A 21,128-nucleotide genomic window follows, 5' to 3' on the forward strand; every position below is an offset into this window, starting at 1 on the left:
GCACCAGGCATGCCGCATGCTGCTTGAACTCCGGGGAAAACGTACGTCTCTGCTTGCTCATCAAACACCTCTCCATGGCGAGCATTCTCGCCTAAATCAGTGTCCGGGTACATTAAACCACTACAGTCCTCCGCTGTAGTGCCCGTAGATGCGGTAGCGGAATGGCGGGCCAGCGAGGCCGCCGCTCTCCTTGAAGTGCCGCAGCATGTGGATTACCGCATCCTTGATGGCGGAATGGTTATATTCGGTGCCCTCATAATACTTGCACTGGGTTAGGACGCTTTCGCCGCCCGCTGCCAAATCCACGTCCTCGATGCCCTCGACGGTGACAACTGAAGCCGGAGACGGCGCTGACAGGACCTGCACGACCGTGTGGTCGAACTGGTAGAAGTAGCCTTTGATCGTTGCGTTAGCTGAGCGATTGGTCATTGCTGGAGTTTGTTTAAAATTGATGCCTGACTTCAATTTTCCTTCGGCTCGACACGGAATTGCCCGCGATGCAAGAAGGATACGGATCAGGCCAGCCAACGCAAGTTTGGCGGCAGTGCATCCTCGGACACGGCCGAAACTCATTGACTATACGCCATTATTCCGGCAAGGAAATACGCACTTTCTCACGGACTTAGCAGGCATCGATTCCAAGGGCTTGACGGCGCGCTTGCACCCACGGCATTACGTTGCGGGAAAGCTCCCCGTCTGGCGCCAGCAGGCGTATCCGGTTGTTACGCTAGTTCCCGACACTACAGAACCGTTCTTGGGGAAGCGCGTTGCGACTCTCCTTCACTATTGACCACAGCCGACGAACATCAGGATGTTGGGCATGCTCAAGTACCGCCTGTGAACCTGCCAATTGACTGATATATCGTCCCTGCAGCTTGGATTTTTTCAACAAGCTCCGCAACACCTCGTCCGGAGGCGCCAGGACTCCTTTCAGGTGAGGCAAGCGCGATGCAATGGCAAGCCCCTCGGGGTCGTAATCTGGAGCCGACCAAACCGCACGCTCAAACGCATCGAGAAAACTTATTGCTGCGCCAATCGAGACATGGGCGCCGCCTCGCCACAATATAAGAGGGTTGTCCCCAGCAGGTTGCAGATCGAGTTCGAGATTGTTGATGCGCTCAAAAACCTCCCAGTTTTCGACAACGATTACCGAATCATGGCGAACGCACTCTAGCGCATCCAAGACATCAAACTCTAAGTTAGCCCGCGGTGGTAGGAAGATAGATTCGCCGCCACATATCAATGGCCGCCCCGGTAGCGCCTTCAGCATAATCCGGTTGGCACGTACAGCCAGTCCGGCCCATTTCTCATCAGGCCCCAATTCCAGTGCTGCAGCACGACTAACATCAGCCCAAGCATTCGCCGGAGTAGTCGGATCAATTTTGTCTGCTCGCAGCCAATCGCAGATCCGGACTTTATGCGCTGCGTTAAACGTGACGTTCTTACCCTGCAGAGTGCCAATGCCGCTTTCAGCGACGAATACTGTCAGCGTCTTCGAGGCACGGAATTGCACTCGCTCTGGTGGGCTCTGCACAACTTTCAATAAGCTCTGCGCGAGCATTTTTGTGGTCATCAACACACTTTCGATAGCAATAGGTCTGTAACATAAATATTCCCGCACAACAGCTCTGTATCAATTGTTATGGGATCGAAACTCACATCGGCGCTTCGCCTGCGGCGCAAAGAACCCTCGTGTAGTAGGCACAGCAACCAGATGTCGTCATCGAGATGCGCAAGGTCGCGACGCTGTGCTTTCCAAGCGAGCGCGGATACAGGTACGTCTCCGAGATCGGCAAGCATTGCCGCCAGCGCTTCTTGCCACGGTTGAGTACTAGCTACTTCGTCACCCTTCAGCCCAGGTTCATCCGGCAGCAGCGCACCGAGCCGCGGTGGCGGGCTGACGGATGGCTTGGCGCTTGGGATCGACATCGCAATGTCGTAAAACACCTCTTCCTGGATTGGATTTTGAACACATGGATGCGCCACTAATGAAAAACCAGCGGCCCGACGCATCCACGCCGGCGCATCATCGAACACTTCGATCTCTTGCGGAATAAAGGACGGTGTACGCTTTAAAAATAGCTCAAACGCGCGCATACGTTTTGCGAGCAGTTGGATTTGCCTGGTGCGGAAAAGATAGTCCCGCAAAATCTCAGTGATGTCGAGCAGCTGGGCACGCCATTGCGGAAGGTGATTTACGATCTGAGAGCGATAGGTTTCGCACATCCGCTCGCCCTCAGGCGTGGCTTCCAGCGTGTGTAGTAAGTCGTTCGACTGGATTGCACCCAATGCCTGGCTGATGCTCTCGACACGTCCAAGATAAAATTCGTTCTGGGCGCGTTTCTCCGCATAGGTCGGAACGTTGGCGAAACGGTTATCGGCAAGTACACGGAGGAACTGCAGAGCGACTGTCACACTGTCGGATAAGGCGAAAACAGCCCGATCGAATTCGTCGATGTAGCGGTCGGCATCTTCCGGGCGCCCGTCAAAGATGGCGCTAGCTACCAAGTCCGCAATATCCGGAAGTCGCCGATCAAGATCTGCGACATCAGCGCCCACCATAGAATAGAGCCTATCGACACGGAGCGCCTCGTCAAGATGCTTGGTGAGTGAACTCGCCAGACGATACGTACCTTCTTTGAAGGGGAGAAGAATACGCGCCTGGTTCAGCTTGCTTATCCCTCGCCCTCCTTCCGGATCGTCGGAATAATCGACCTCACCGCGGTTATATGCCGTAGCGATGAGCTGTCGGTGTTTATAAAGTTCGCTCAGGTGAGCAATAACAAGGTCTGGGTGATCTGGCATCGTGAACTATAACAATCGTGGTTGAGGTGCTTCTTCCTCCTCGATGTCGTCGCCGATATTTTCGGCCGTCATCAGGAATTGCGCGACTTCGGTGAGATATTCGATCTTGCCCGTGACTTGGTAAATTTCACGCTCTTTGTTTACTAAAATAAGGAACCCTTCGTCGGCCAGTAGGCTTAATTGCCGATCTAGGCTCCCCTTCAACTTGCCGTCAGTGGCGCCACCTCGTCCGACAGTCCCCAGCGCCTGAAACTCAGCACGCAGGCCGGGATTACCATCGATCGCGGCCATGAGTGCATGTGCCTCGATTTTGTCACCTCTGGAGTAAAATATTTCCATGCCGCTGGCACGCATCGCCTTCACAAAAAATTCAACCAGGAACCTAATTCTTTGTTTAATGCGGGCGAATTCATCCTTGATCGCGTGTTTCTCATCGGGACCAATGCGCTCATAGGCGGAATACCATGCGCCGCGCTGCTCGGTTATTACGAGGGTACGGCCGATCCGGGCCAAATACGCGTTGACATCCTTCTGATTCGATTCGATGGCGAGAAAGCGGTACGCGTCCGGATAGCGGACTTCACAGATAAACTCTCCCTCCAACAGCAGTGGCATGGCCTGTTCAAACATATGTAGCTCCCTCTAGTGCACCGCTGGCCCGTCAATCGACGCAGCAATGGTTGGGTCGTAGATGCATCGATCAAGTCTAATCGATCGCCGGTTGCGAAACAGTGCGAGCACGTCCGGATCTGGATCTGGACAAGCCGACACCAGCGTGATGTTGTTTCTATTTAGTATGTCCATCAATAACTCCACATTCCCAAGATCGAGATCTTTGATCTCATCCAATGCCCAGACCACGTTAACCGGCGCCTTGCCACGAATCCGGTTGATGAAAGCCACAAATATAAGAACGATCACGATATACGAAAGACCATTTGAGGAAATGGTTTCCAGGTCCTCCGCTTTCTTGAATGGACGTCGGTTGCCATTTTCGACGACCTCACCCTGAATACGAACGAGGTTGGTCAATTCTGCCTGGATGCCTTCCTTTAAATGCCAATGGTCTAAGAGCTCGCGCAGCGCTGTGGCAAAAGAAGGTGGGGGCAGGTCAACTAGTTCGCCACCCTGCCAGTCATTACGCGCATCAATGACTTTTTGGATGGTGTTCCAGTACTCCAGTTCGCGAATTGATGACACGATTTCCACGCTCAACTGACCGATACTTTCAAAGCCTTGATTAGCATTCAAACTTTCTTGCAGCTCTCTGTTGAATTGCTGGACTCGGAGGTGGAAACTATCCATTCGATTGCGAAAGTCACTTACCGCCTCCGCGATCGTCCGAGCCTCGACACGCAACAGATTTTGATAATGTAAATGCTCGCTCGTATACCAATTTTTGAAAGCAGACACCCATTCCCTCGCTTGCCCAGCGCGATCCGGCCCTATCGCTTGACGATGGGTGTCGTAGTATTGGTCTGGTGGTGAGAGGCGGTGCGCAGTAAACGCTTTTTTGATGGCCTCGATTTCACGCGTCAATCGCTCTTCACTGGATTTCAGCTCCCCTACCTGGAGCACATACTGTCCGATAAGTGCAGCCAACTGCCAAGCGGGGTCGAACGCCGGGACGGCATGCACCGCAACAGCATAGGGTTCTAACAGTTGAAGATGTTTGGACACCTTCTGCTGTTCAGTGACGATTTCCTCGATTCGTTTACGGAGCGCCTTTAACACCTGCGCTCGGGTTGTCTTGTCTTCTTCCCACAACTTCATGCAGGTCAGCTTGGCGTGCTCCTCTTTTGTCTGCTCCTCCTTTGCTGACCTCAGCGCGTTTTCATAATGAGTGCGCTCGTTCCATTCGGAAGCAAGCCAGAGACGCCACTCGGCTACTCGATTACGCGCATTTTCAATGGCCAGAAGTTGCTCCTGCGCCGTCTTGATTTGCGCCTCCAATTGCGCCAAAGCCACCGTGTCAACACCGCTGGCTTTAAGTTTAATCGTCCGGTCCTCTTCGATCTGAGCGCGATGGTCCGTATAACGCTTCTCAGCCTCACTTGCCCGGACATCGATTTCGGCAAGCACCTGTTCAAGAACACGCTGGCCTTCCTGCTTGCGCATGTCGCGTTGTGCCACCAACTGTGCGATGCCCTCCTCAATACGCTTGCGATATCCTATAAGCCGCTCCTTTGCCTGCAGGCACATACGGTCGGCATCATCATGAGTTTTTCGTGCTTGCTCCATCGCTGCTTCGCGGCTTCGCTGCACGTTCGCGCGCGCTGATTTCAGCATTTTTTCGGCCGAGGTCAAGCTAGCCTTTGCGATAGCCGCTTGCGCTGAAAGTGAATCAGCCGTGCGTTGTGCTGAAAGGCGCTCGGCAGCGATTTGGGTCATGCTGGCTTCTTGCTGGACGATTCGCTCTCTGATCTTGCGAATATCATCACGCGTGGCGTCGATCTTGCGCTGCAGTGCATTTTCGTCAGCGATCAAGGGCGCTTCGACTGCGTCCAGATCAATCCGTAAACCGTAGATACTGTCAGTAAGCTCACCTATCGCCGGAGCGAGGTCGGTGCGGGTCAACAAATCTTCACGCAGCACTTTGGCGATGTCTTGTGTCCATTGCGGGTGCTGCGCGCGCAAGATATAGAGGACGCTATCTTGGTCCGGGGTTGCATTCAAGAGGAGTACTTCCAGGCGGGCCTCGGCATGATTCAGTTCAGCGCTCAGAACCTGCAATTGACGTTCTGCCTGATCAAAAGCGAGTCTCGCCCGCTCCTGTGCATTACCTGCGAGTGCATGCTGAGTAGTGCTCTCATCGTATTTGTCGCGAGCCTGAGCGACATTGTCCTCTTGTTGGGTCGCGATCTCGACCAAGCCGGCGTCAGGCTGGGGATTTTGTAGCTGCGCCTTCGCCAGTCCCAGCGTTATGTTTGCAGCCTCAAGTACCTCTTGACGCTCTTTATCTTCCGGGATCGCCTGTTGACGGGCCTGTTCTTGCTGTACTTCGCAATCGCGTGCCACGTCCTCCATCTTAAGCTGATGTTCCTGTCTTGCGCCGGACCGCTGTCGTTCGAAAGCATGCGATCGCTGGCTATGCTCGAGGTCCAAATTTCGGCCGAGCCTCTCATATTCCGCTTCGATATTCGACTGCTCGTCTAGCAGCAAGCCTTTGCGCTCACGCAGACGAGCACTGGACTGGCGAATTTCACTTTCCAGATCGACTAGGGCAGCTTTCTCCCCTATACCTTCTTTCTCAAACTGCTCGTTTTGCCGAAAAAGCTGATTCAACTTGCGCTCGGCATCTTCGATCGAGAGCTTGGCTCCGCGAATTCGATCCTGGATGGCGTTGCGCATCGTTGTAAATTTCTGATCAGCGGCATCCTGTTGTTCCAGCACGGCCTCGAGTTCCAAATGCTGGTTTGTTTGCTGCGCTCTGAGACAGTCGTCGAGTGCCTGGAAGCGGCCATGTAAGCCACGCAATTCCTGCTCTGACGCTAATGACGCCAAGTACGCGGCCTCCACTTCTCCCATGCGGCTGGCATGGGCCATGACGGCCGAATAGCTGTGGTAGGCGTCGGGCCAACTCGCGACCTTTTTGCGCTCCGTTCCGAGCGAGATATGGCCTGCCGCGTCGGTGACAGTGGCAACTATCATCCGCTGCAGATCGGCGAAATTCGTTTTCCGGGTGAACATACCGAATACGATGCGTTCGATATGTGGTAGCGGCTGACTTGACGGGCAAAAGGAGTATGCCAAGACGTCGCGTCGATGCTGCTTCAGATCGCTACCGTGGGCACGTTTTCCCTGGATAATGGCACGGTACTGGTCGAGAGGCATTTTTCGGCTGCAGGTGACGCCCCGCAGCTTAAACCGTTCGAATAAATTGGCACTTGCCACCAGCGATTTACCATCCTCATGGACAAACCAGTCGCGTTGGTAAGGGCCGTCCACGAAGCGATACTCGACCGTCTCGCCGGTGGCGTCCGAACACAGAATGGCGCAACATGTCACGCCTTCCCTGCGATATTCGTAGACGATGTACGAGGTCGACCGCGGCAAATAATAGCGGGCAAATGTCTGCTGGTTGCTGACAGGTCGCACGATACGATCTGGACGCTCACCGAAGAACGCAGGGATTAACTTCAAGAGTGAGGTTTTTCCCCGACCATTGCGCCCTGTAATCGCAGTCCCACCATAAAGGGGAAGCTCTGTGATCCGGCCCGTGGTATAGGAGTCCACCATAATCAATCTGTTCAATTCAAAAAGACTCACCGGGGGCGAACTCTCGACGATCATCAAGGCACTCCTTAAGTTTGGATAGGGATAAGAAATAGGGTAAATATTATTTACCCGTAAATTTAATTTACATATATCGAAACTTAACTGTTTGTGTTAACATCTGTCAATACTGTACGAAATCACAGGACTCCTGCGTGACCCAATCCCGAATTGCTCTATTGCCGCCTCCGGAGACGGCGCCGCTTCCGACGAGTATTCGCCAGCGGCTCATGCATATCGAGCGTTGCCTCTTCTGGAAGGGAGAAGTACAGCGAGCCGACCTGGTCGGCACATTTGAGGTTACGACCGTTCAGGCGGCGAAAGATTTTCGTCTCTACATGGACAGCTTCCCGGGAAAAATGGTGTACAACCAGTCCCGTAGACGGTACATCCCGCAGCCTGGCTTTTCTCCGGCGTTGATTCAGCCAGACACCCTAGATGAATTTGCTGACATGCCATCAGCGCAGGTGCCCCTCGTCCGTTGGCCACTACCTCTCCGGCGCGCAAGCCCTGACGTACTTTTGGTGGTGGTGGAGGGTGTGCGAGAGCGACGGAAAATCGAGGTGCAATACCAATCCATGACGGGCCTTGCCCCCGAATGGCGCTGGATATCGCCTCACGCATTTGCCTCAGACGGGGAGCGCTGGCACGTGCGAGCGTTCTGCCATACACGCCGTAAATTCCTCGACTTTGTACTAGGGCGCATACTTGTTACGCGCGATGTGGATAAAACGGACATCGATCCTGCGGCTGACAACGAGTGGAACACTTTCGTGGATGTTCTCGTCACGCCCAACCCAAAGCTCGAAGCTGAACAGCGGCAAGCCATCGGTGGGGAATACCAACTGCCTGATGATTTGGAGCTCACCCTCAAGCTGAGAGAATCGATGCTCTTTTATGTCAAAGCGAAGTTCGAATCAGCCAAGACTGAAGACCCAGCCGCTCGTCAGCTGTTTGTGGCTGAGCTCAAGAAACTGAAATAAATTTTACTAGTTCAGACCCGACACACATCGTTCACATCGATTGCCCACCACGCAGACCGATGGGAGGTTAGTCAAATGAGTAACCGACGTGCTGGCCGACGCGCCCGACCTGGTGTAGCCTAGAGGCTATGAAAGTCCCTTTCCCCCCGATTGAATCAGAGTGCGCCACCGCTGAGGAAGCGGAGGGGTACGATCGCTGGTTCCGCGCACAGGTGCAGGAAGCCATTGACGACCCGCGCCCCAGCGTTCCGCATGACCAGGTAATGGCTCGGATGCGCGCCATCATTGCGGCCAAGCCAAGAACAGCAAAACCCTAAACCTTTGGGGGGCCGACCGCGTGTTGTCCCGTTCAGGCTGCTGCCCGAGCTCGCCGATGGCTGCAACGTCACCAGGAATTTCGACACCGTCATCGAAGATCTACATCGTGACCGGGGTCAGCCGCTGGATGGCTACATGCATAGTACCGAGGCTGGTAACCTCATGGAGCAGCGAAGATGCGAAGCTCAACATCGAGGTTGGAGCATGCACCAATCCATCCCTGAATTAGCTGATAGGCTTGCAGCGATTCGCTGCTCCCAGCCGCACCGAGATTCATTTGGGTGGCAAAATGATTTCTCGAGAAGCTGTTTCCCGCAACGACCCACACCTCTTTTTTTACCGCGTGATTCCTCCGTCTATCGGCGATGAGCCCCCACAGGCGCGTCATCTCTGATTCCAAATCCGAGGTTGAATCATCGAAACGCTTTCGATCCAGCATGCGAATACGACTTTTGAGGCGATTTGCCGCTCCGTTTGTAGGCCAGTCATTAAGAAGCTCGGTCCAGTTCGCGGCAAGTAAATTGCGGTCACTTGTTATAAGCATCTCCAAGTTCTTCACCGCCTGTGAGCCGACTTCAGCAATTGCACCGGCAGATGACTCCGGACGCTTGCTCGAAGACCCACATTTCACATGAATATAAACAAGTCTGTCTGCTGATGAGACGACGAAGTCTGCCGGTTCTGTTCCCATATCGGAGCACAGCAGAATATCTGGATGAGTGACATAGTCGTAGAAGGGGCCTAAGTCTTGGAGCGAGGGGTTGGCTAGCGAGAAGTTTTTCAGTTTATCGATTTGGTAGAACACGGACAACGAATCAAATTCGTCATTTATCGCTCCTGTATTCGTCCCCTTCTCGGTCAGGCCTGTCTGCAGCAACGCTGGGAGTCCAACGATAATATTGCCCAATTCAGACTTCTCGATTTCAAATCCCCCCTTTGTTGGCAAGGACAATTCATAGAATCTACCTCCGGAATATGTGATGCCATCCTTGAACAGCGCTTTGCCCAATTTCTTAGTCAGAAGGTCGTTGATATTATCCACTCCATCAGCGTGCACCTCCATACTTGCCCGAGGTGAAAAAGTTAAGTAGGGTTCCTGCAGGTTCACACTAACATCGATGACTGTTCCCTGAATTCCTTCGATTAGTTCGAACTGATTGACGCATGGGTAGAAAGCAAACTCATCGTCGAACTCGCTTCGCGCTCCGTCAACCTCTACAATAATCGGATTTTCTCCGCCGTCAAACTCAAACATCAGCGCTTCAAGCTCAAGCGGTCTACTAGGGACAATTGGCTTGGCAAACGCACTTAATACACGGCTAGTCGCTACCTCGTTCGATGCTAAGCACTCTTCGATCATCTCAAACCATTCGTCCAAGTCAGACAAACTGAATTGACGATCTTTGTGGTCTGAGATTCGTCCAGCGTCGACGCCCACATAGAAAGTTCCAGATTTCTTCCCTTGGTTGTTCAAGGTATCGCACTTCAACGTTGACATTCGGTAACCGGAAAATTGTTGCTGTCCTCCTAGCTCGTCCAGATTTGGGCCCTTTAAGTGCATTGATTCTGGCCGGCGAGCTGGCTTTCCAATGGCACGTGTACTTGTTTCCTTTGGGCGCATGCGGCCGTCTCGTATCATGACCTTTAACAGCTTTTCCTGCGGCAGAGGAAGCGTCAATCCAAGTTCCGTATCGCCTGAGAATGATCGACCTCGGCTGTCAAACACAGCAACCACGCCATTCTTCAGTACACGCATCAATGTGATTTCGAGGCTAGGCTCGAAGAAAAGTTCGTTCGCCAAGAACCTGGACTTATTGAACGCTATGGATAACACGACATGCATCGAAGTGCTGTTCGACTTAAAAATCTTGCATAACTCTCCACAGTTTGTCGCGCGCCAATATAGCGTGTCTAACGCCTGATCCATTGAGAAACTGTTGTGCGTATTGAGGAAACAAATTGATGCTGTCGGAATGACTAGCGCCTTGTCTGGGTCGAAATTATTAATGTCAAATTTCCCCACGAACCGGCTCTGGTGATAGCTGTATTTCGGGAATGCGTCCAAGTACAGCTCGATCAATTTCGCACTGTCTAACGAGGTAAGGAACTTCGATACTCCGGCCGCTGTTCTAAGCGACGCATCGAAGTCACGATAGCTCTCCCACATGACTTGGTTTGAGTCGCCACCCAATTCGATCACAACTGGATCGCTTCCATTGAACGCGCGGACCACGCGACCGATTGTCTGAACGAGCTCCCGTCCGCTACCAACTACGTAGGTTAGGACTAGCATCTTCGCACAGGGGATATCAACGCCCTCATCAAGCTTATGCTGATGAACTAGGATGCGGTACGAACTAGTCGCGATGTCTTGTGGAACCGACACTCGTTCAGTTTGTCGTGAATCATTCTTATAGGCATCGTGCACTGCAATCGTCGGCGCGAGCTTTGAAAACCGCCCGAAATAGTGCTGGACTTCGTCGAAATTCTTACACTTAACGATGCATTTCAGCTCTGAATCCTTTGCTAAGAAAGCTGAAATAACGGCGTCGAGTTCATGCTCATTCACAGACGCCACGCTCGGAGCGTATAAAACTCCGTCCTCGGCAGCCTCCGCAAAAGTGTAGATGTAACTTGCTTGTGTACCTACGTCAAACTGGAAGAGATCATTACGATAAGGAGTTGCAGTGACTATGATTCGATGGGCATGCGTTCCACGAACCAGAGTGCGCCATACCGGCGACGGTTCAGAGTGACCTTCATCGATGATGATAAGATCAAATTGCTCCCGGACCTTTGCAAGCTGCTCCGGCGTCTGGTGAGAGAGCATCTGGAAAGTCGTCACATATATGCCATTCTGATCAATGTCCTGGATCGAGCGATGTACAGTTCGCTGTGCGGTCAAGGACTCTGGCGCCGCCTTCTTAAAGAACTCCCCTGCGATCTGCTTGGCTAGCTGATTGCAGACGTAACGCCTATGACAAAGGACAAGTACCTTATTCTGCGGCGCGTAGTGAGCAAGCGTCGATATAACTCCTGATTTCCCTGCACCGGTGGGAAGGCTGAGTAAGCAGGCTTTGTGATCCTGTTGAACTAGTGGTTTGTTAAGATAACCGATGCCGCACCGGACTGCGTTCTTCTGGCATTCGCGTAGTGCGACCCATATGCCCTGGTCAATCCCGAGGTCATTCATTGTGGCTTGATCCACTCTTTCCCTTCCCGCGCCGACACCGCGCATCTGCTTCGCTGGCGATAAGCCTAAACATTGTATGCAGGCACGGTCTCATATACAGACGCCTTTTCCTGCTGGAAAGGCAATTTTATTCCTAATCTATGATCCAAGTATCAAATTTTTATAGTGACTAACTTTTCTATAGTTGCCCAATCGGGTCCAATATGAGGAATGCTAATTAACTTGGGATCTCAAGCACAACCGGCCAGATTGGGAACGCCAGCCACCTTTTTTCCAACGTCGGAATTCTGCTATTTTTATGTCACAATTCCTTTAAAATCAAAGACTTATTGACATTTTTTACGCCAAATACTATCTTTTGTGTTTTACTCACTTTGCAAAAGCAATAAAATGAGCCCCTTTTCGGTTTATCTTTCGGAACTTAGGAACCGCTTTGGCCTTCGCCAAACGAAGCTTGCCGAAATGCTGGGCTATGAGCAGAGTTACATCTCCGGCCTCGAACTGGGCACAAAAAGCCCGACAAACGAGGAGTTCCTCACCCGTCTAATTCGTGCCTTCAAGATGACAGCTCAAGAGCAGGACGAGCTCGCCAAGGTTGTTAAACAATCACAACAAAGGTTCGTCCTTCCACGTGAGGTTCATCCAGACGCGTTCCGCCTTTGCAGCGAATTGTGGGACAAAATCGATCGCATTCCGCTTCCTCAACTTCAAGCAATCCGGGCACTTTTAAGCTTAGACGTGCCCATGATTGATCTGCAGCTCCCGGAGAAGGTAGGCTCGAAAGAGACGGAGGCCCAGATGTAAAAACGGGACAAACCTATTGGCTTGCCCCGTTTTTGGTAAGCCATAGCTGCGTGCTACGGGGACCTAGGAATCTCCAGTATCGCGCTACCGACTGCGCGCGTCAAGCCGCTCCCCTTCATTCGTAACACGATCGCTTTGGCCTATTTCCCAAGGTAGGGGATTTTGCGCCCTAAATTCCGTGTTTTTTATATACGCGACGTCGACTAAAACGTCGCGAGGGCGCCGTTACGCCTGCAAATTTGACGAGGTAGCAATTATGGCAATGAGGAAGGTTGTCACACGATCAGGTCGGCACATCCGCGGCCTTTTCCCATCCACGAAGAACCAGCGAATGGTTGCGTGGGAATCCTTGCTCGAACGGGACGCGATCATCCTGTTCGAGCTTTCACCTGGAGTGGTCTCGTACGAAGAACAACCTTCCGTCGAAATCTATTATGACGATTCATCGCCCCGGAAATATTTTCCAGACTTTGCCGTGACTCTTCGCAATGGATCAGTCGCCCATGTCGAGGTGAAGCCGGCTGAGAAACTAAAAGGTCGCACAACGAGGGCGCGTTTCTCCCTCATCGCCGCGCAGTATGAGCGTCAGGCACGCCAATTCTGGATTCTGACAGACGACGAAATCCGGAAAGAACCCCGATTGTCGAACCTAAAACTCCTGGCATATCACCGCCGCGAAACACTGATGCCCTTACACCTGGACACGCTGCTGAGCGCACTGGAGCCACGAACGTCGGCGTCGTTCGCCGACTTTTCCGAAGTGTTTGGTGGACCTACCTTAGTTTTTCGCCTGCTCGCCGCAGGCCTCCTTACCTGCGACCTCAATGAGCCAATTCAAAATGGCACCGCTATTCACACCACTTTCAAAGGAGCGCCAAATGATTCGCTTTTCTTTTAGAAAAGGACTACGTTTTTTCGAGCGCCAACGCATTTGGACACTCCTGCGCAGACTGGTGAACCAAAAATTTCAACTGGAGGATGAACAAGGCGAAGTCATGACGCTGTCGCAAAGCGAGATCCTCACTCGATGGGAAAAACGTGAGCTCATAGTTGATGAAGAGAGCATTTCACGCACTGAGAATGCCTTCTACTTAGCGACACCACGTGATCTCTCTTCGTATCGCGAGGACTTGCGAGCGGCTGCTACGCGACGACAGTACTATTTGACCAAGCTGGGCGATCAATTAAAGATGTCGGTGGCAGAGCAGTTGCGACCGCACATAAAAAGAATTGCTGCCGAGCTTGGAGACGCGAATGCGCCTAGTCCAATCACCATTTATCGCTGGTGGCGCGCATACCATAACACCAAGTCCGTCTCGCGTCTGATCGACGGCGCCAACGCTCTGGCCGACCGCGCATCACAAGCGCAGACGCATTCTTCGAAGAGGCGCTGGCTAAAATTTATCTCGACCCGCAAAAACATCCGTCGTCTGCTGTTTATGACGAAATGTGCCTCAACATCAGAATCGCAAATAAGCAAGCCGACAAAGACCTGCAAGTCACATGTCCTTCACGAGCAACCATCTATCGACGCATTGCCGCCCTTGAACAAGACCTGGTTGATCAGGCCAGACTTGGGAAGCGCGCCGCCGAAAGAAAATACAGGCCGGTAACTGGTTCAGTAAAGGTCAAGCGGATTCTGGAACGAATCGAGGTAGACCACACCCCGCTCGACCTTATTGTCATTGACGAAGACACCGCACTACCTCTTGGTCGTCCATGGCTGACTGTCGCAATTGACCGCTACAGCAGGATGATCATGGGCTTCTACGTCTGCTTTCATGAACCGTCTTCCTTCTCCATTCTTCAATGCCTCAAACGAGCAGTTTTACCAAAGGAAGCATGGCTGATGAAATATCCTGATATCAAAGAGCCATGGCCTTGTCATGGTATTCCTGAGCTAATCGCAAGCGACAATGGGATGGACCTCCACTCTGACGCATTCGTGAAGATCTGCGAGGAGATGGGCATTCAACTTCTGTTTTGTCCCGCCAAGGAGCCGGAATATAAGGGCTCCGTCGAACGATTTTTTAGAACAATCAGTCAAGGCCTCATACACCGACTTCCAGGTAGTGTCTTCTCGAACGTTGATCAGCGCGGCGACTACCCATCGGAGGAGGTCGCCGCGATTGATCTGAAAACTCTTATGCATCTGATGACAAAATGGGTCGTCGAGGTATACCACTGCTCGAAACATCGAAAACTAGGTATGACGCCACTTGCCAAATGGACGGACGGACTTGGCGAGCGTTCCATTGAACTACCGGCACATCCGGAGCAGATGGACGTCCTCGTCGGCATTCCCGCCAAACGGACATTGTTCCGCTATGGTCTGGAAGTGGACAATCTGTTTTACAACAGCGCAGATCTTCAAGCCATCTTCGGCCGCGCGGGCGCGGAATCGAAGTTGAAGTTGAGCCTCAAATACTATGAAGATGACATCTCGTACATCCACGTTCTCGATCCGTATACCGCTTCGTATCTTCGAGTTCCGGCCACCGATTGGGACTATACCGCAGGATTGACACGACACGTTCATACACTGATTCAGGCCGCCGTTCGAGTCAAGCACGGCAATCGCTTTAATGCGGCGAGATTGTTAGAGGCCAAAGCAGAAATTCAAGAAATTGTCACCACCGCACTCAGTCACAAGAAAATGAAAATGAGAAAACGCGGCGCTAGTCTTCTGCGGCATGACAGCGAGTCAATCCTCAGAGGTGAGCAGTCACCGCTTGAACGGGCAAAGTCGACTCCCAAGTCGGCGAAGCCGGCGGCGGCGGCGCCACTCGACGCGGGCCTCGATGATGAACTACCGGTCTTTCGCTCGTCCGAAAGAAGCACGGTTTGGAAGCAGGCGTGACCATGGAACATATTCAACAACCGCATCCTTCCAGCACCGCCATTCATAGCAAGGAAAATTCTCTTATCGAATTTTCCGTTCGGCATCGGATCATCGAATTCGATGCCTTCTGTGAAAGTCTGCGCAAGATCGAACATGTACATAACCGCGGCCGTTTGGCCCATGTCTCAATCGGGCTACTCATTACTGGCCAGTCTGGCTCCGGGAAGACGACACTCCTCGAGTACTATCGCGCCCGCTTTCCACGACGCGACCACTCCGAACAAACCGTCGTACCGGTGCTCGTGGTCGAAACTCCTGCAGCGCCGTCCGTGAAGAATCTTGTGGAAGCGATCCTGCATGCCTTGGGAGATCCTCATATCGATAAAGGATCAACCGGGGAGAAGACGCGCCGCATGTTTACTTTGCTTCGGGCATGCCAAGTCGAGCTACTGATAATCGATGAGTTTCAACATTTTTGCGATACGCCGCGACGTAGCGCAGCAAGCCAAGTAACCGATTGGCTTAAGAGCGTACTCAACGTCGCAGGAATTCCAGTCGTCGTGGTAGGGCTTCCCCGTGCATCCGCTGTCATTAGGATGAACGAACAGCTTGCCAGGCGGTTCTCGTCGGGGGCTCATCTGCGTTCATTCACATATGAGTCGAAAGAGACGCAAAAGGAGTTTCGAGGCATCCTCAAGGAGATCCACTCTCGCCTACCCGTAAAGTGCATGGAGCTTCATGAGGCCAACCTCGCGCGCCGCTTCTTCATGGCGACCAACGGTCTGATTGACTACATCGCAAAGATCATCGATGAGGCCGTGCAAATTGTTGGGCGTCAGGAATCAACTGAAATTGATTTGAACACGCTTGCACTCGCATTTCAGGAGTCCGTCTGGAATGGTGTCCCGCCGGCACTCAATCCTTTCACCCCTGACGCAATTCTTCGTCAACTTAATAAGGCCGGGGAGCCCTTTGAGCTCTGGGATGATCCAGTAACACATAAGGCTGCAGACGCCAGCCTATAGATAAGAAAGACTTCTATGAATGTACGAAATCCAATTCAAGCATTGTTGGTGCGTCCCTCCCGTTTTGCTGACGAAGGCATGAACGGCTATCTTCTTCGACTGTCGGAGGCTAATGGCCTAGCGGGAATCGCTCAACTTTGGCCGACACGTCAGAGGTCGATCGACGTATTGTATCAACGCTTGGGTTCTCAACAGTGGCCAGGAAATGTCACCAACCTGGATGAGATCCTTCCACAATTTTCTGTCGAGACCGGACCACGCCCACTTTGGAACCGACGCTTTAGTCGCTATTGTCCTTGCTGCTTGAGCGAGGGATCACAATGGCGCTGGGAGTGGGAGCTGACACTTGTCACGAGCTGCCCGTTGCATGAGGTATTGCTGGTCGACGAATGCAGCCATTGCAACACAAAATTGAACTGGAAACGTCGCAGTCTAACGAGCTGCGACTGTGCAACGGGGCTTGCGAGCGCAACGGCTACTCAGGCAACGAAACATGAGTGTGAACTATCCAAACTTTTTGCTATGAAGCTCCGAGAAGCCGAGTCTGGGCCAGAACATCTACAACTACTCTCGATCGCACAACTTAACAAGGTAGTCTTCATGCTCGGTGCATATGCCGTAAATGGTGGCCGAAAATTTTCACAAAAAGTTAGCAACCTCCCCGATATGCAAATCGCGCACCCACTTGTCTTGGCCGCCGCTGAAATTCTTATCGAATGGCCTGGCTCGTTCTTCAAGTTGCTCGGTTCTCTACGAAAGGCGGGAGAAATATCGGTCAACGATCAACGACTATCCAAACGCTTTGGGTTCTTCTACCAATATCTGTACAAAGAACTGAAGGAACCAGAGTACACGTTCTTGCATCAGGGCTTTGAAGCCTATGTCGCCCGCACGTGGCGCGGTTCGCTAGCCGAACGCAACTCTAGACTATCGGTCGATCTTCGTCGACGGCATGTCTGGGTGCCCATCAATGCAATGGCAAACGAATTGAACACCACGAAACGGAAACTGCAGTTGTTAATCGACCAAAGAACGATCGACGCGCACGTGACTACAACGCAACTCGGCCGAAAGGTTACATGCGTAAGTCGTGAACAAATTGCCGCCATGCGTTCTGCGCTGGAAAATGTGGTTGATCTCAAAAACGCATGCCAGATGCTCGGATTGAAAAAGTCAAGGATGGCGCAGCTCCTTCATGGAAAGGCCATCGGATCAATCTTCAAACCGAAAGAGGGAAAAATCTCGCGCTGGGGGATACCAAAGGAAAATTTAGGGTCTGTTCTCGGGCTTGCACAGGACCTTCCTCATGTATCCGAGGAAGGAAGACCGGAGCTGGTGTCGCTGGACTATGCACTTCGATATTGGCTGCACGAACCCTTTCTGTTTCCCGCACTTATTGTTGCAATATTTCTCGGCGAGATCTTGCCTGTGGCAGTCTCCAATGTCGATTGCCAACTTCCCACGTGGTTGTTCGACCGCACTAAGCTCGTGGCATGGATAGCGGAGCGTCGGCGCAGCCATCGTCAGGATCTCCTTACTATACCTGAGACGGCACGTCGATTGCGGATCAGGCAGCAAGCTGTATATCACCTAACGCTGACAGGCCGCATCGCATGGACTAACCATACAGAGCTGGCCCATCCTCTCGTGTCGGAGAAGGCCTTGGTGGATTTCACGGATCAATACGTTCTTTGCCATGAAATCAGGGAGACATACGGCTGGCTACCTGGCTACATTGTGCGAAGTCTCAAGGATTTAAAAATCTACCCCATTAGCGGGCCTGGAATCGACGCCGGCCATGTTTATCTTTATGAGCGCAACTCCATGATAGACGCGGCACTTCGTCAGATAAGTGTCGATTGTGAGCTAAGAAAAGCAAAACGAAGGCCTGCCGCTGTCATCACCAGTCTGATTGATACCTTCACCCGGACCACTCAGGATTGATATTTCTGGATACCGAGCACACGGCCTTTTCTTGCCCGTTTAATCGGATCGAGATGGCCTCGGACTCAGCGAGGCTTAGGTGCCGCTGTTTGCTCATTAGCCTGTTCCTATTGCCAATGAGCAGGCCAGCGGCGTGCCTGTCGGCCATCCTCTCCGGCGCGGATGCAACAGCGGCGTCTCGGCGACGATGGCCCTTGATACATTTAGGTTGTTAAAGAACAGTGTCGTCCACGCGGGCAGCACTACGAGCTACCATCAGGAAGGAATTCAACGATCACACCCGAGTATTTGCCGGCTATTTGTCCAGCGCCACCATGTTCACGATGGCGCCGAATTCGTTCAACACATCCGGGTGATGTTTTGTCAGGTGACGCAGGATAGAGTCGTTGGCCATCAGCTTCGCCAAATACCCCCTGGCTAATACTAAGTTGAGGACGTCCTGGCCATAGGACTGCTCTGCAAGTTTGAACTGCGCCTGCAGATTTCCCATTTCTCTCTCTATTTTCGCCATCTGATCAGCGCTCACACCAGACATTTTTCTGGCCTTGGTTTCGCCGACAACCATGTTGCTGGGCGTGGCCACCAACAAGGCCTGCGCGTAGCTTCGCTGCACGCTGGGCGCCTGGCCGCCAGCAGGTCTTTGGCAACGCGCCATTTCTGATCTAAAGTCAGCGCCATCGTCGGTAGCATTCGGGGCTGATTTTTCTCGATACTGAATTCACTAAGTTGCGCTCCTAATCTTAATCAACATTAGGTAGGGGGGCGCGTTTTCCGAGAGAGTAAAGAACCAAACACAAGCCGGCATATCAGTTACCAGACAACACTGTATGAAAAAACAGTGTTATCATGGGGCAATCAATCCCACGTTTGATATCACTGCATGCCTAATCACCGTTTTCCACAAGACTTTCCGCCACATATAGGCCCTTTTGCACCGACTGAGCCGGTATCAGGTTCAGCTCCGCTAGGTAATCATCCCTTAAAATTTGAGGATATGAATGCACCTCAGTTCGAGCAATTTTGCTGGTGGCTGCTGCAAAGAGATCATGACATCGAAGGCTGCCAGCTAATTGGTGGATCTGGGCGTAAACAAGGTGGAATTGATCTGTTTGCATATGCGCAAAATGACAAAACACAGCTTATCGTTTTTGAGTGTAAATGCTGGGAAAGTTTCACGTCTACTAAGTTAGCAAAAGCAGTCGAACTTTTTCTTGCCGGACCGTGGGCAACACCTGGTACACGATTCGTATTGATCGTCGCACAGCAAAGCATTGGACAGCTATCTAAGGCATGGGATGAGGCGCGGAAGGAACTTCGAGTCCGAAAAATTGTGGGCGAATTGTGGACTGGGGTACACTTAACAGAACGCATCCGTCTTCATCCGGATATTCTGAGTCGTTTTTTTCCTGGTGTCGATGCAGATATGTACTGCAACGAATGGATGCGGCGCGTCGATTTTTGGATGCAGCTGCAGAAGGCACTAGTTGATGAGCGACATGTTGTTAGAAGAATCGCGCAGGAGTTTCTTGGGCAAAAGGGGCGCGAAGACGAGACGGAGTCTCACCTTGAAAAAATCTACTCCTATGAAAATAATTGGAGCATTGAAAGTCCATGGATCCATATTGATGCATTGCTACCCAGCAAGCGATTTTTTTCAGGCTCTATCGGCATAGTGGTCAAGAAACCATCAACTTCCGGATTCACCGTTGCACTGTCACAAGAATGGCTCCTAAAAAACCTTTTTGCTCATGCCGGCGCACCAGCTGAACATGCATATCGCCCGTTTATCGTTGGGCCGGTTTCTTTGCAGCCTAATTCTGAAATCACAATTGACCTTCATAGCGCGCGCCTGCAGATTCCTTCTGACGGCTTAGACGCAATGTGTTCAGCACTCGACAAACTTGCTCCCGTATACACAGATGCATTGCACGCACTCGATCAACGTTGGGGAGCCCAGGGCTTTCCCTTCATCGGTCGCGGTAGCGATACGGTGATCGCAATCTGTACGGTACCGACACAACTGTGGAATCAAATGCTCAGTTTCGCACGCGCGCATGATGCAGACGCTGGCGACGGCAACTGGAATATCTTCGATGCTAATCAACACTACGTGAAGGTATATACAACGAAGCCACATCCCGATTTTGACCGTGGCTATCATGCCTTCATCCGAGCCCGCACCGATTTAGAGGGACTTTCTTATGGAGATAATGTAGTTTTGACTTGGGATCCCCCCAATTCGTTCGAAGACTTTGAACTTGCCACTCGACAGTGGATGTCATGCGCAGAAACTCTTACGTGGATACGTGAAAAATTTCTTCCGGCCATCGGACAATGGCTTATCGAAGGAGAGGTTAACGCAAGCTGGCCATGGCGACGGCCTGGGCGGCGCAGAATGCTAACTAGGTTATGGGCGGAGCAAACAAGAATTTCGGAACATCGAAAACTGTCACTACTAGAAGACGAACACTATCGCACGCTAGGCCTGTTAGCCACAATAGAAGAACTGCAGAATAACATGGGGCATGGTGCCCCCCAACTATATCTAACCCCCTCGGAAACGCGCGAATTGTATCTAGGCGTAATAACCATAATGCAAGGCGAGCGTGGTCACATTCCATACATTTCGTCTAATCTTAGCTTGCGCCAAGAATGTCATTCTCACTCAGAAATCATTCAAGCTTTGAAAGAGCGGATACAAGAAAATCTTTCACCTCCGTCCGCATATGCGGTACGGTGTCTGCTGAGCGCCATGTTAGAGGGATTGAATGACGATGATGATTGGTTGCCAGCTCCTGAAGTCGAATTTGTTTATTCTTCGCTGAAACCGTTGATCTCTCACCACGATCTTGTACAGCTGTTCGAGAGACACTCACGTTGGATGTAAGACAACAAGAACAAATTGAACTAAAAACCTAGAAATCGCGTTCGCTAAAAAT

Annotated in this window: 16 protein-coding genes; 9 read left to right on the top strand and 7 right to left on the bottom strand. The window is 52.0% G+C overall.

All coding sequences use genetic code 11. The annotated features are described in order from the left end of the window. Positions 1 to 120 precede the first annotated feature (120 nt). The 5 genes from KW842_RS26840 to KW842_RS26860 form a co-directional block, all read right to left on the bottom strand. Positions 121 to 573, bottom strand: a complete 453-nt coding sequence (locus KW842_RS26840; protein ID WP_218307219.1) for a hypothetical protein — start codon at positions 571 to 573, stop codon at positions 121 to 123. Between the two features lie 154 nt (positions 574 to 727). After that, on the bottom strand, positions 728 to 1,576 hold the full coding sequence (locus tag KW842_RS26845; protein ID WP_218307220.1) for a hypothetical protein: 849 nt from the start codon (positions 1,574 to 1,576) through the stop codon (positions 728 to 730). After that, positions 1,573 to 2,805 carry a hypothetical protein gene (locus KW842_RS26850; protein ID WP_218307222.1) on the bottom strand — a complete coding sequence of 411 codons (1,233 nt, stop codon included), beginning with the start codon at positions 2,803 to 2,805 and terminating at the stop codon, positions 1,573 to 1,575. The genes KW842_RS26845 and KW842_RS26850 overlap by 4 nt, the downstream gene beginning before the upstream one ends. Positions 2,806 to 2,811: 6 nt before the next feature. Beyond that, positions 2,812 to 3,435 (bottom strand): hypothetical protein, encoded by a 624-nt coding sequence (locus tag KW842_RS26855; protein WP_218307224.1) that lies wholly within the window; start codon positions 3,433 to 3,435, stop codon positions 2,812 to 2,814. A gap of 12 nt (positions 3,436 to 3,447) precedes the next feature. Beyond that, positions 3,448 to 7,098: an ATP-binding protein gene (locus tag KW842_RS26860; protein ID WP_218307226.1), complete on the bottom strand. Its 3,651-nt coding sequence runs from the start codon at positions 7,096 to 7,098 to the stop codon at positions 3,448 to 3,450. Positions 7,099 to 7,235: 137 nt separating this feature from the next. Here KW842_RS26860 and KW842_RS26865 point away from each other — a divergent pair, with 137 nt between their 5' ends. Further along, positions 7,236 to 8,063, top strand: a complete 828-nt coding sequence (locus KW842_RS26865) for a WYL domain-containing protein (RefSeq protein ID WP_373925243.1) — start codon at positions 7,236 to 7,238, stop codon at positions 8,061 to 8,063. Positions 8,064 to 8,191: 128 nt separating this feature from the next. After that, on the top strand, positions 8,192 to 8,380 hold the full coding sequence (locus KW842_RS27920) for an antitoxin (RefSeq protein ID WP_229223934.1): 189 nt from the start codon (positions 8,192 to 8,194) through the stop codon (positions 8,378 to 8,380). Between the two features lie 161 nt (positions 8,381 to 8,541). Here KW842_RS27920 and KW842_RS26870 read toward each other — a convergent pair whose 3' ends face one another. Continuing rightward, the gene (locus KW842_RS26870; RefSeq protein WP_218307227.1) at positions 8,542 to 11,574 is read right to left on the bottom strand and encodes a DEAD/DEAH box helicase; all 3,033 of its coding nucleotides are present in this window, start codon (positions 11,572 to 11,574) and stop codon (positions 8,542 to 8,544) included. Between the two features lie 390 nt (positions 11,575 to 11,964). Here KW842_RS26870 and KW842_RS26875 point away from each other — a divergent pair, with 390 nt between their 5' ends. The 6 genes from KW842_RS26875 (at position 11,965) to KW842_RS26895 (ending at position 18,189) form a co-directional block, all read left to right on the top strand. Beyond that, the gene (locus KW842_RS26875; RefSeq protein ID WP_218307229.1) at positions 11,965 to 12,378 is read left to right on the top strand and encodes a helix-turn-helix transcriptional regulator; all 414 of its coding nucleotides are present in this window, start codon (positions 11,965 to 11,967) and stop codon (positions 12,376 to 12,378) included. A 331-nt stretch (positions 12,379 to 12,709) separates the two neighbouring features. Further along, on the top strand, positions 12,710 to 13,276 hold the full coding sequence (locus tag KW842_RS26880) for a TnsA endonuclease N-terminal domain-containing protein (protein ID WP_218307230.1): 567 nt from the start codon (positions 12,710 to 12,712) through the stop codon (positions 13,274 to 13,276). Continuing rightward, complete coding sequence (locus KW842_RS27590) at positions 13,257 to 13,991, top strand: hypothetical protein (protein ID WP_229223935.1); 735 nt, start codon at positions 13,257 to 13,259, stop codon at positions 13,989 to 13,991. The genes KW842_RS26880 and KW842_RS27590 overlap by 20 nt, the downstream gene beginning before the upstream one ends. A 146-nt stretch (positions 13,992 to 14,137) precedes the next feature. Further along, on the top strand, positions 14,138 to 15,238 hold the full coding sequence (locus KW842_RS26885; protein WP_373925244.1) for a hypothetical protein: 1,101 nt from the start codon (positions 14,138 to 14,140) through the stop codon (positions 15,236 to 15,238). A gap of 2 nt (positions 15,239 to 15,240) precedes the next feature. Beyond that, positions 15,241 to 16,245 (top strand): TniB family NTP-binding protein, encoded by a 1,005-nt coding sequence (locus KW842_RS26890; RefSeq protein WP_218307234.1) that lies wholly within the window; start codon positions 15,241 to 15,243, stop codon positions 16,243 to 16,245. 15 nt (positions 16,246 to 16,260) lie between these two features. Beyond that, on the top strand, positions 16,261 to 18,189 hold the full coding sequence (locus KW842_RS26895) for a TniQ family protein (RefSeq protein ID WP_218307236.1): 1,929 nt from the start codon (positions 16,261 to 16,263) through the stop codon (positions 18,187 to 18,189). A gap of 295 nt (positions 18,190 to 18,484) precedes the next feature. Here the strand turns inward: KW842_RS26895 and KW842_RS26900 are convergent, their stop codons facing one another. Then, entirely contained in the window at positions 18,485 to 18,802 is a 318-nt protein-coding gene (locus tag KW842_RS26900) for a plasmid partitioning protein RepB C-terminal domain-containing protein (RefSeq protein ID WP_373925245.1), read from the bottom strand. Positions 18,803 to 19,069: 267 nt separating this feature from the next. Between KW842_RS26900 and KW842_RS26905 the strand changes: the two genes are divergently transcribed. After that, positions 19,070 to 21,076 (top strand): restriction endonuclease, encoded by a 2,007-nt coding sequence (locus KW842_RS26905; RefSeq protein WP_218307238.1) that lies wholly within the window; start codon positions 19,070 to 19,072, stop codon positions 21,074 to 21,076. The last annotated feature ends 52 nt before the right edge of the window (positions 21,077 to 21,128 follow it).

Source organism: Duganella sp. sic0402, assembly GCF_019219065.1.
Classification (GTDB): Bacteria; Pseudomonadota; Gammaproteobacteria; order Burkholderiales; family Burkholderiaceae_D; genus Rugamonas.

What these genes read in the sequence shown, in the direction of transcription:
- KW842_RS26840 (WP_218307219.1), bottom strand. Translation starts at nt 573, where the DNA reads ATGAGTTTCGGCCGTGTCCGAGGATGCACTGCCGCCAAACTTGCGTTG.
- KW842_RS26850 (WP_218307222.1), bottom strand. Translation starts at nt 2,805, where the DNA reads ATGCCAGATCACCCAGACCTTGTTATTGCTCACCTGAGCGAACTTTAT.
- KW842_RS26855 (WP_218307224.1), bottom strand. Translation starts at nt 3,435, where the DNA reads ATGTTTGAACAGGCCATGCCACTGCTGTTGGAGGGAGAGTTTATCTGT.
- KW842_RS26860 (WP_218307226.1), bottom strand. Translation starts at nt 7,098, where the DNA reads ATGATCGTCGAGAGTTCGCCCCCGGTGAGTCTTTTTGAATTGAACAGA.
- KW842_RS27920 (WP_229223934.1), top strand. Translation starts at nt 8,192, where the DNA reads ATGAAAGTCCCTTTCCCCCCGATTGAATCAGAGTGCGCCACCGCTGAG.
- KW842_RS26870 (WP_218307227.1), bottom strand. Translation starts at nt 11,574, where the DNA reads ATGAATGACCTCGGGATTGACCAGGGCATATGGGTCGCACTACGCGAA.
- KW842_RS26875 (WP_218307229.1), top strand. Translation starts at nt 11,965, where the DNA reads ATGAGCCCCTTTTCGGTTTATCTTTCGGAACTTAGGAACCGCTTTGGC.
- KW842_RS26880 (WP_218307230.1), top strand. Translation starts at nt 12,710, where the DNA reads ATGGTTGCGTGGGAATCCTTGCTCGAACGGGACGCGATCATCCTGTTC.
- KW842_RS27590 (WP_229223935.1), top strand. Translation starts at nt 13,257, where the DNA reads ATGATTCGCTTTTCTTTTAGAAAAGGACTACGTTTTTTCGAGCGCCAA.
- KW842_RS26885 (WP_373925244.1), top strand. Translation starts at nt 14,138, where the DNA reads ATGGGCTTCTACGTCTGCTTTCATGAACCGTCTTCCTTCTCCATTCTT.
- KW842_RS26890 (WP_218307234.1), top strand. Translation starts at nt 15,241, where the DNA reads ATGGAACATATTCAACAACCGCATCCTTCCAGCACCGCCATTCATAGC.
- KW842_RS26895 (WP_218307236.1), top strand. Translation starts at nt 16,261, where the DNA reads ATGAATGTACGAAATCCAATTCAAGCATTGTTGGTGCGTCCCTCCCGT.
- KW842_RS26905 (WP_218307238.1), top strand. Translation starts at nt 19,070, where the DNA reads ATGCCTAATCACCGTTTTCCACAAGACTTTCCGCCACATATAGGCCCT.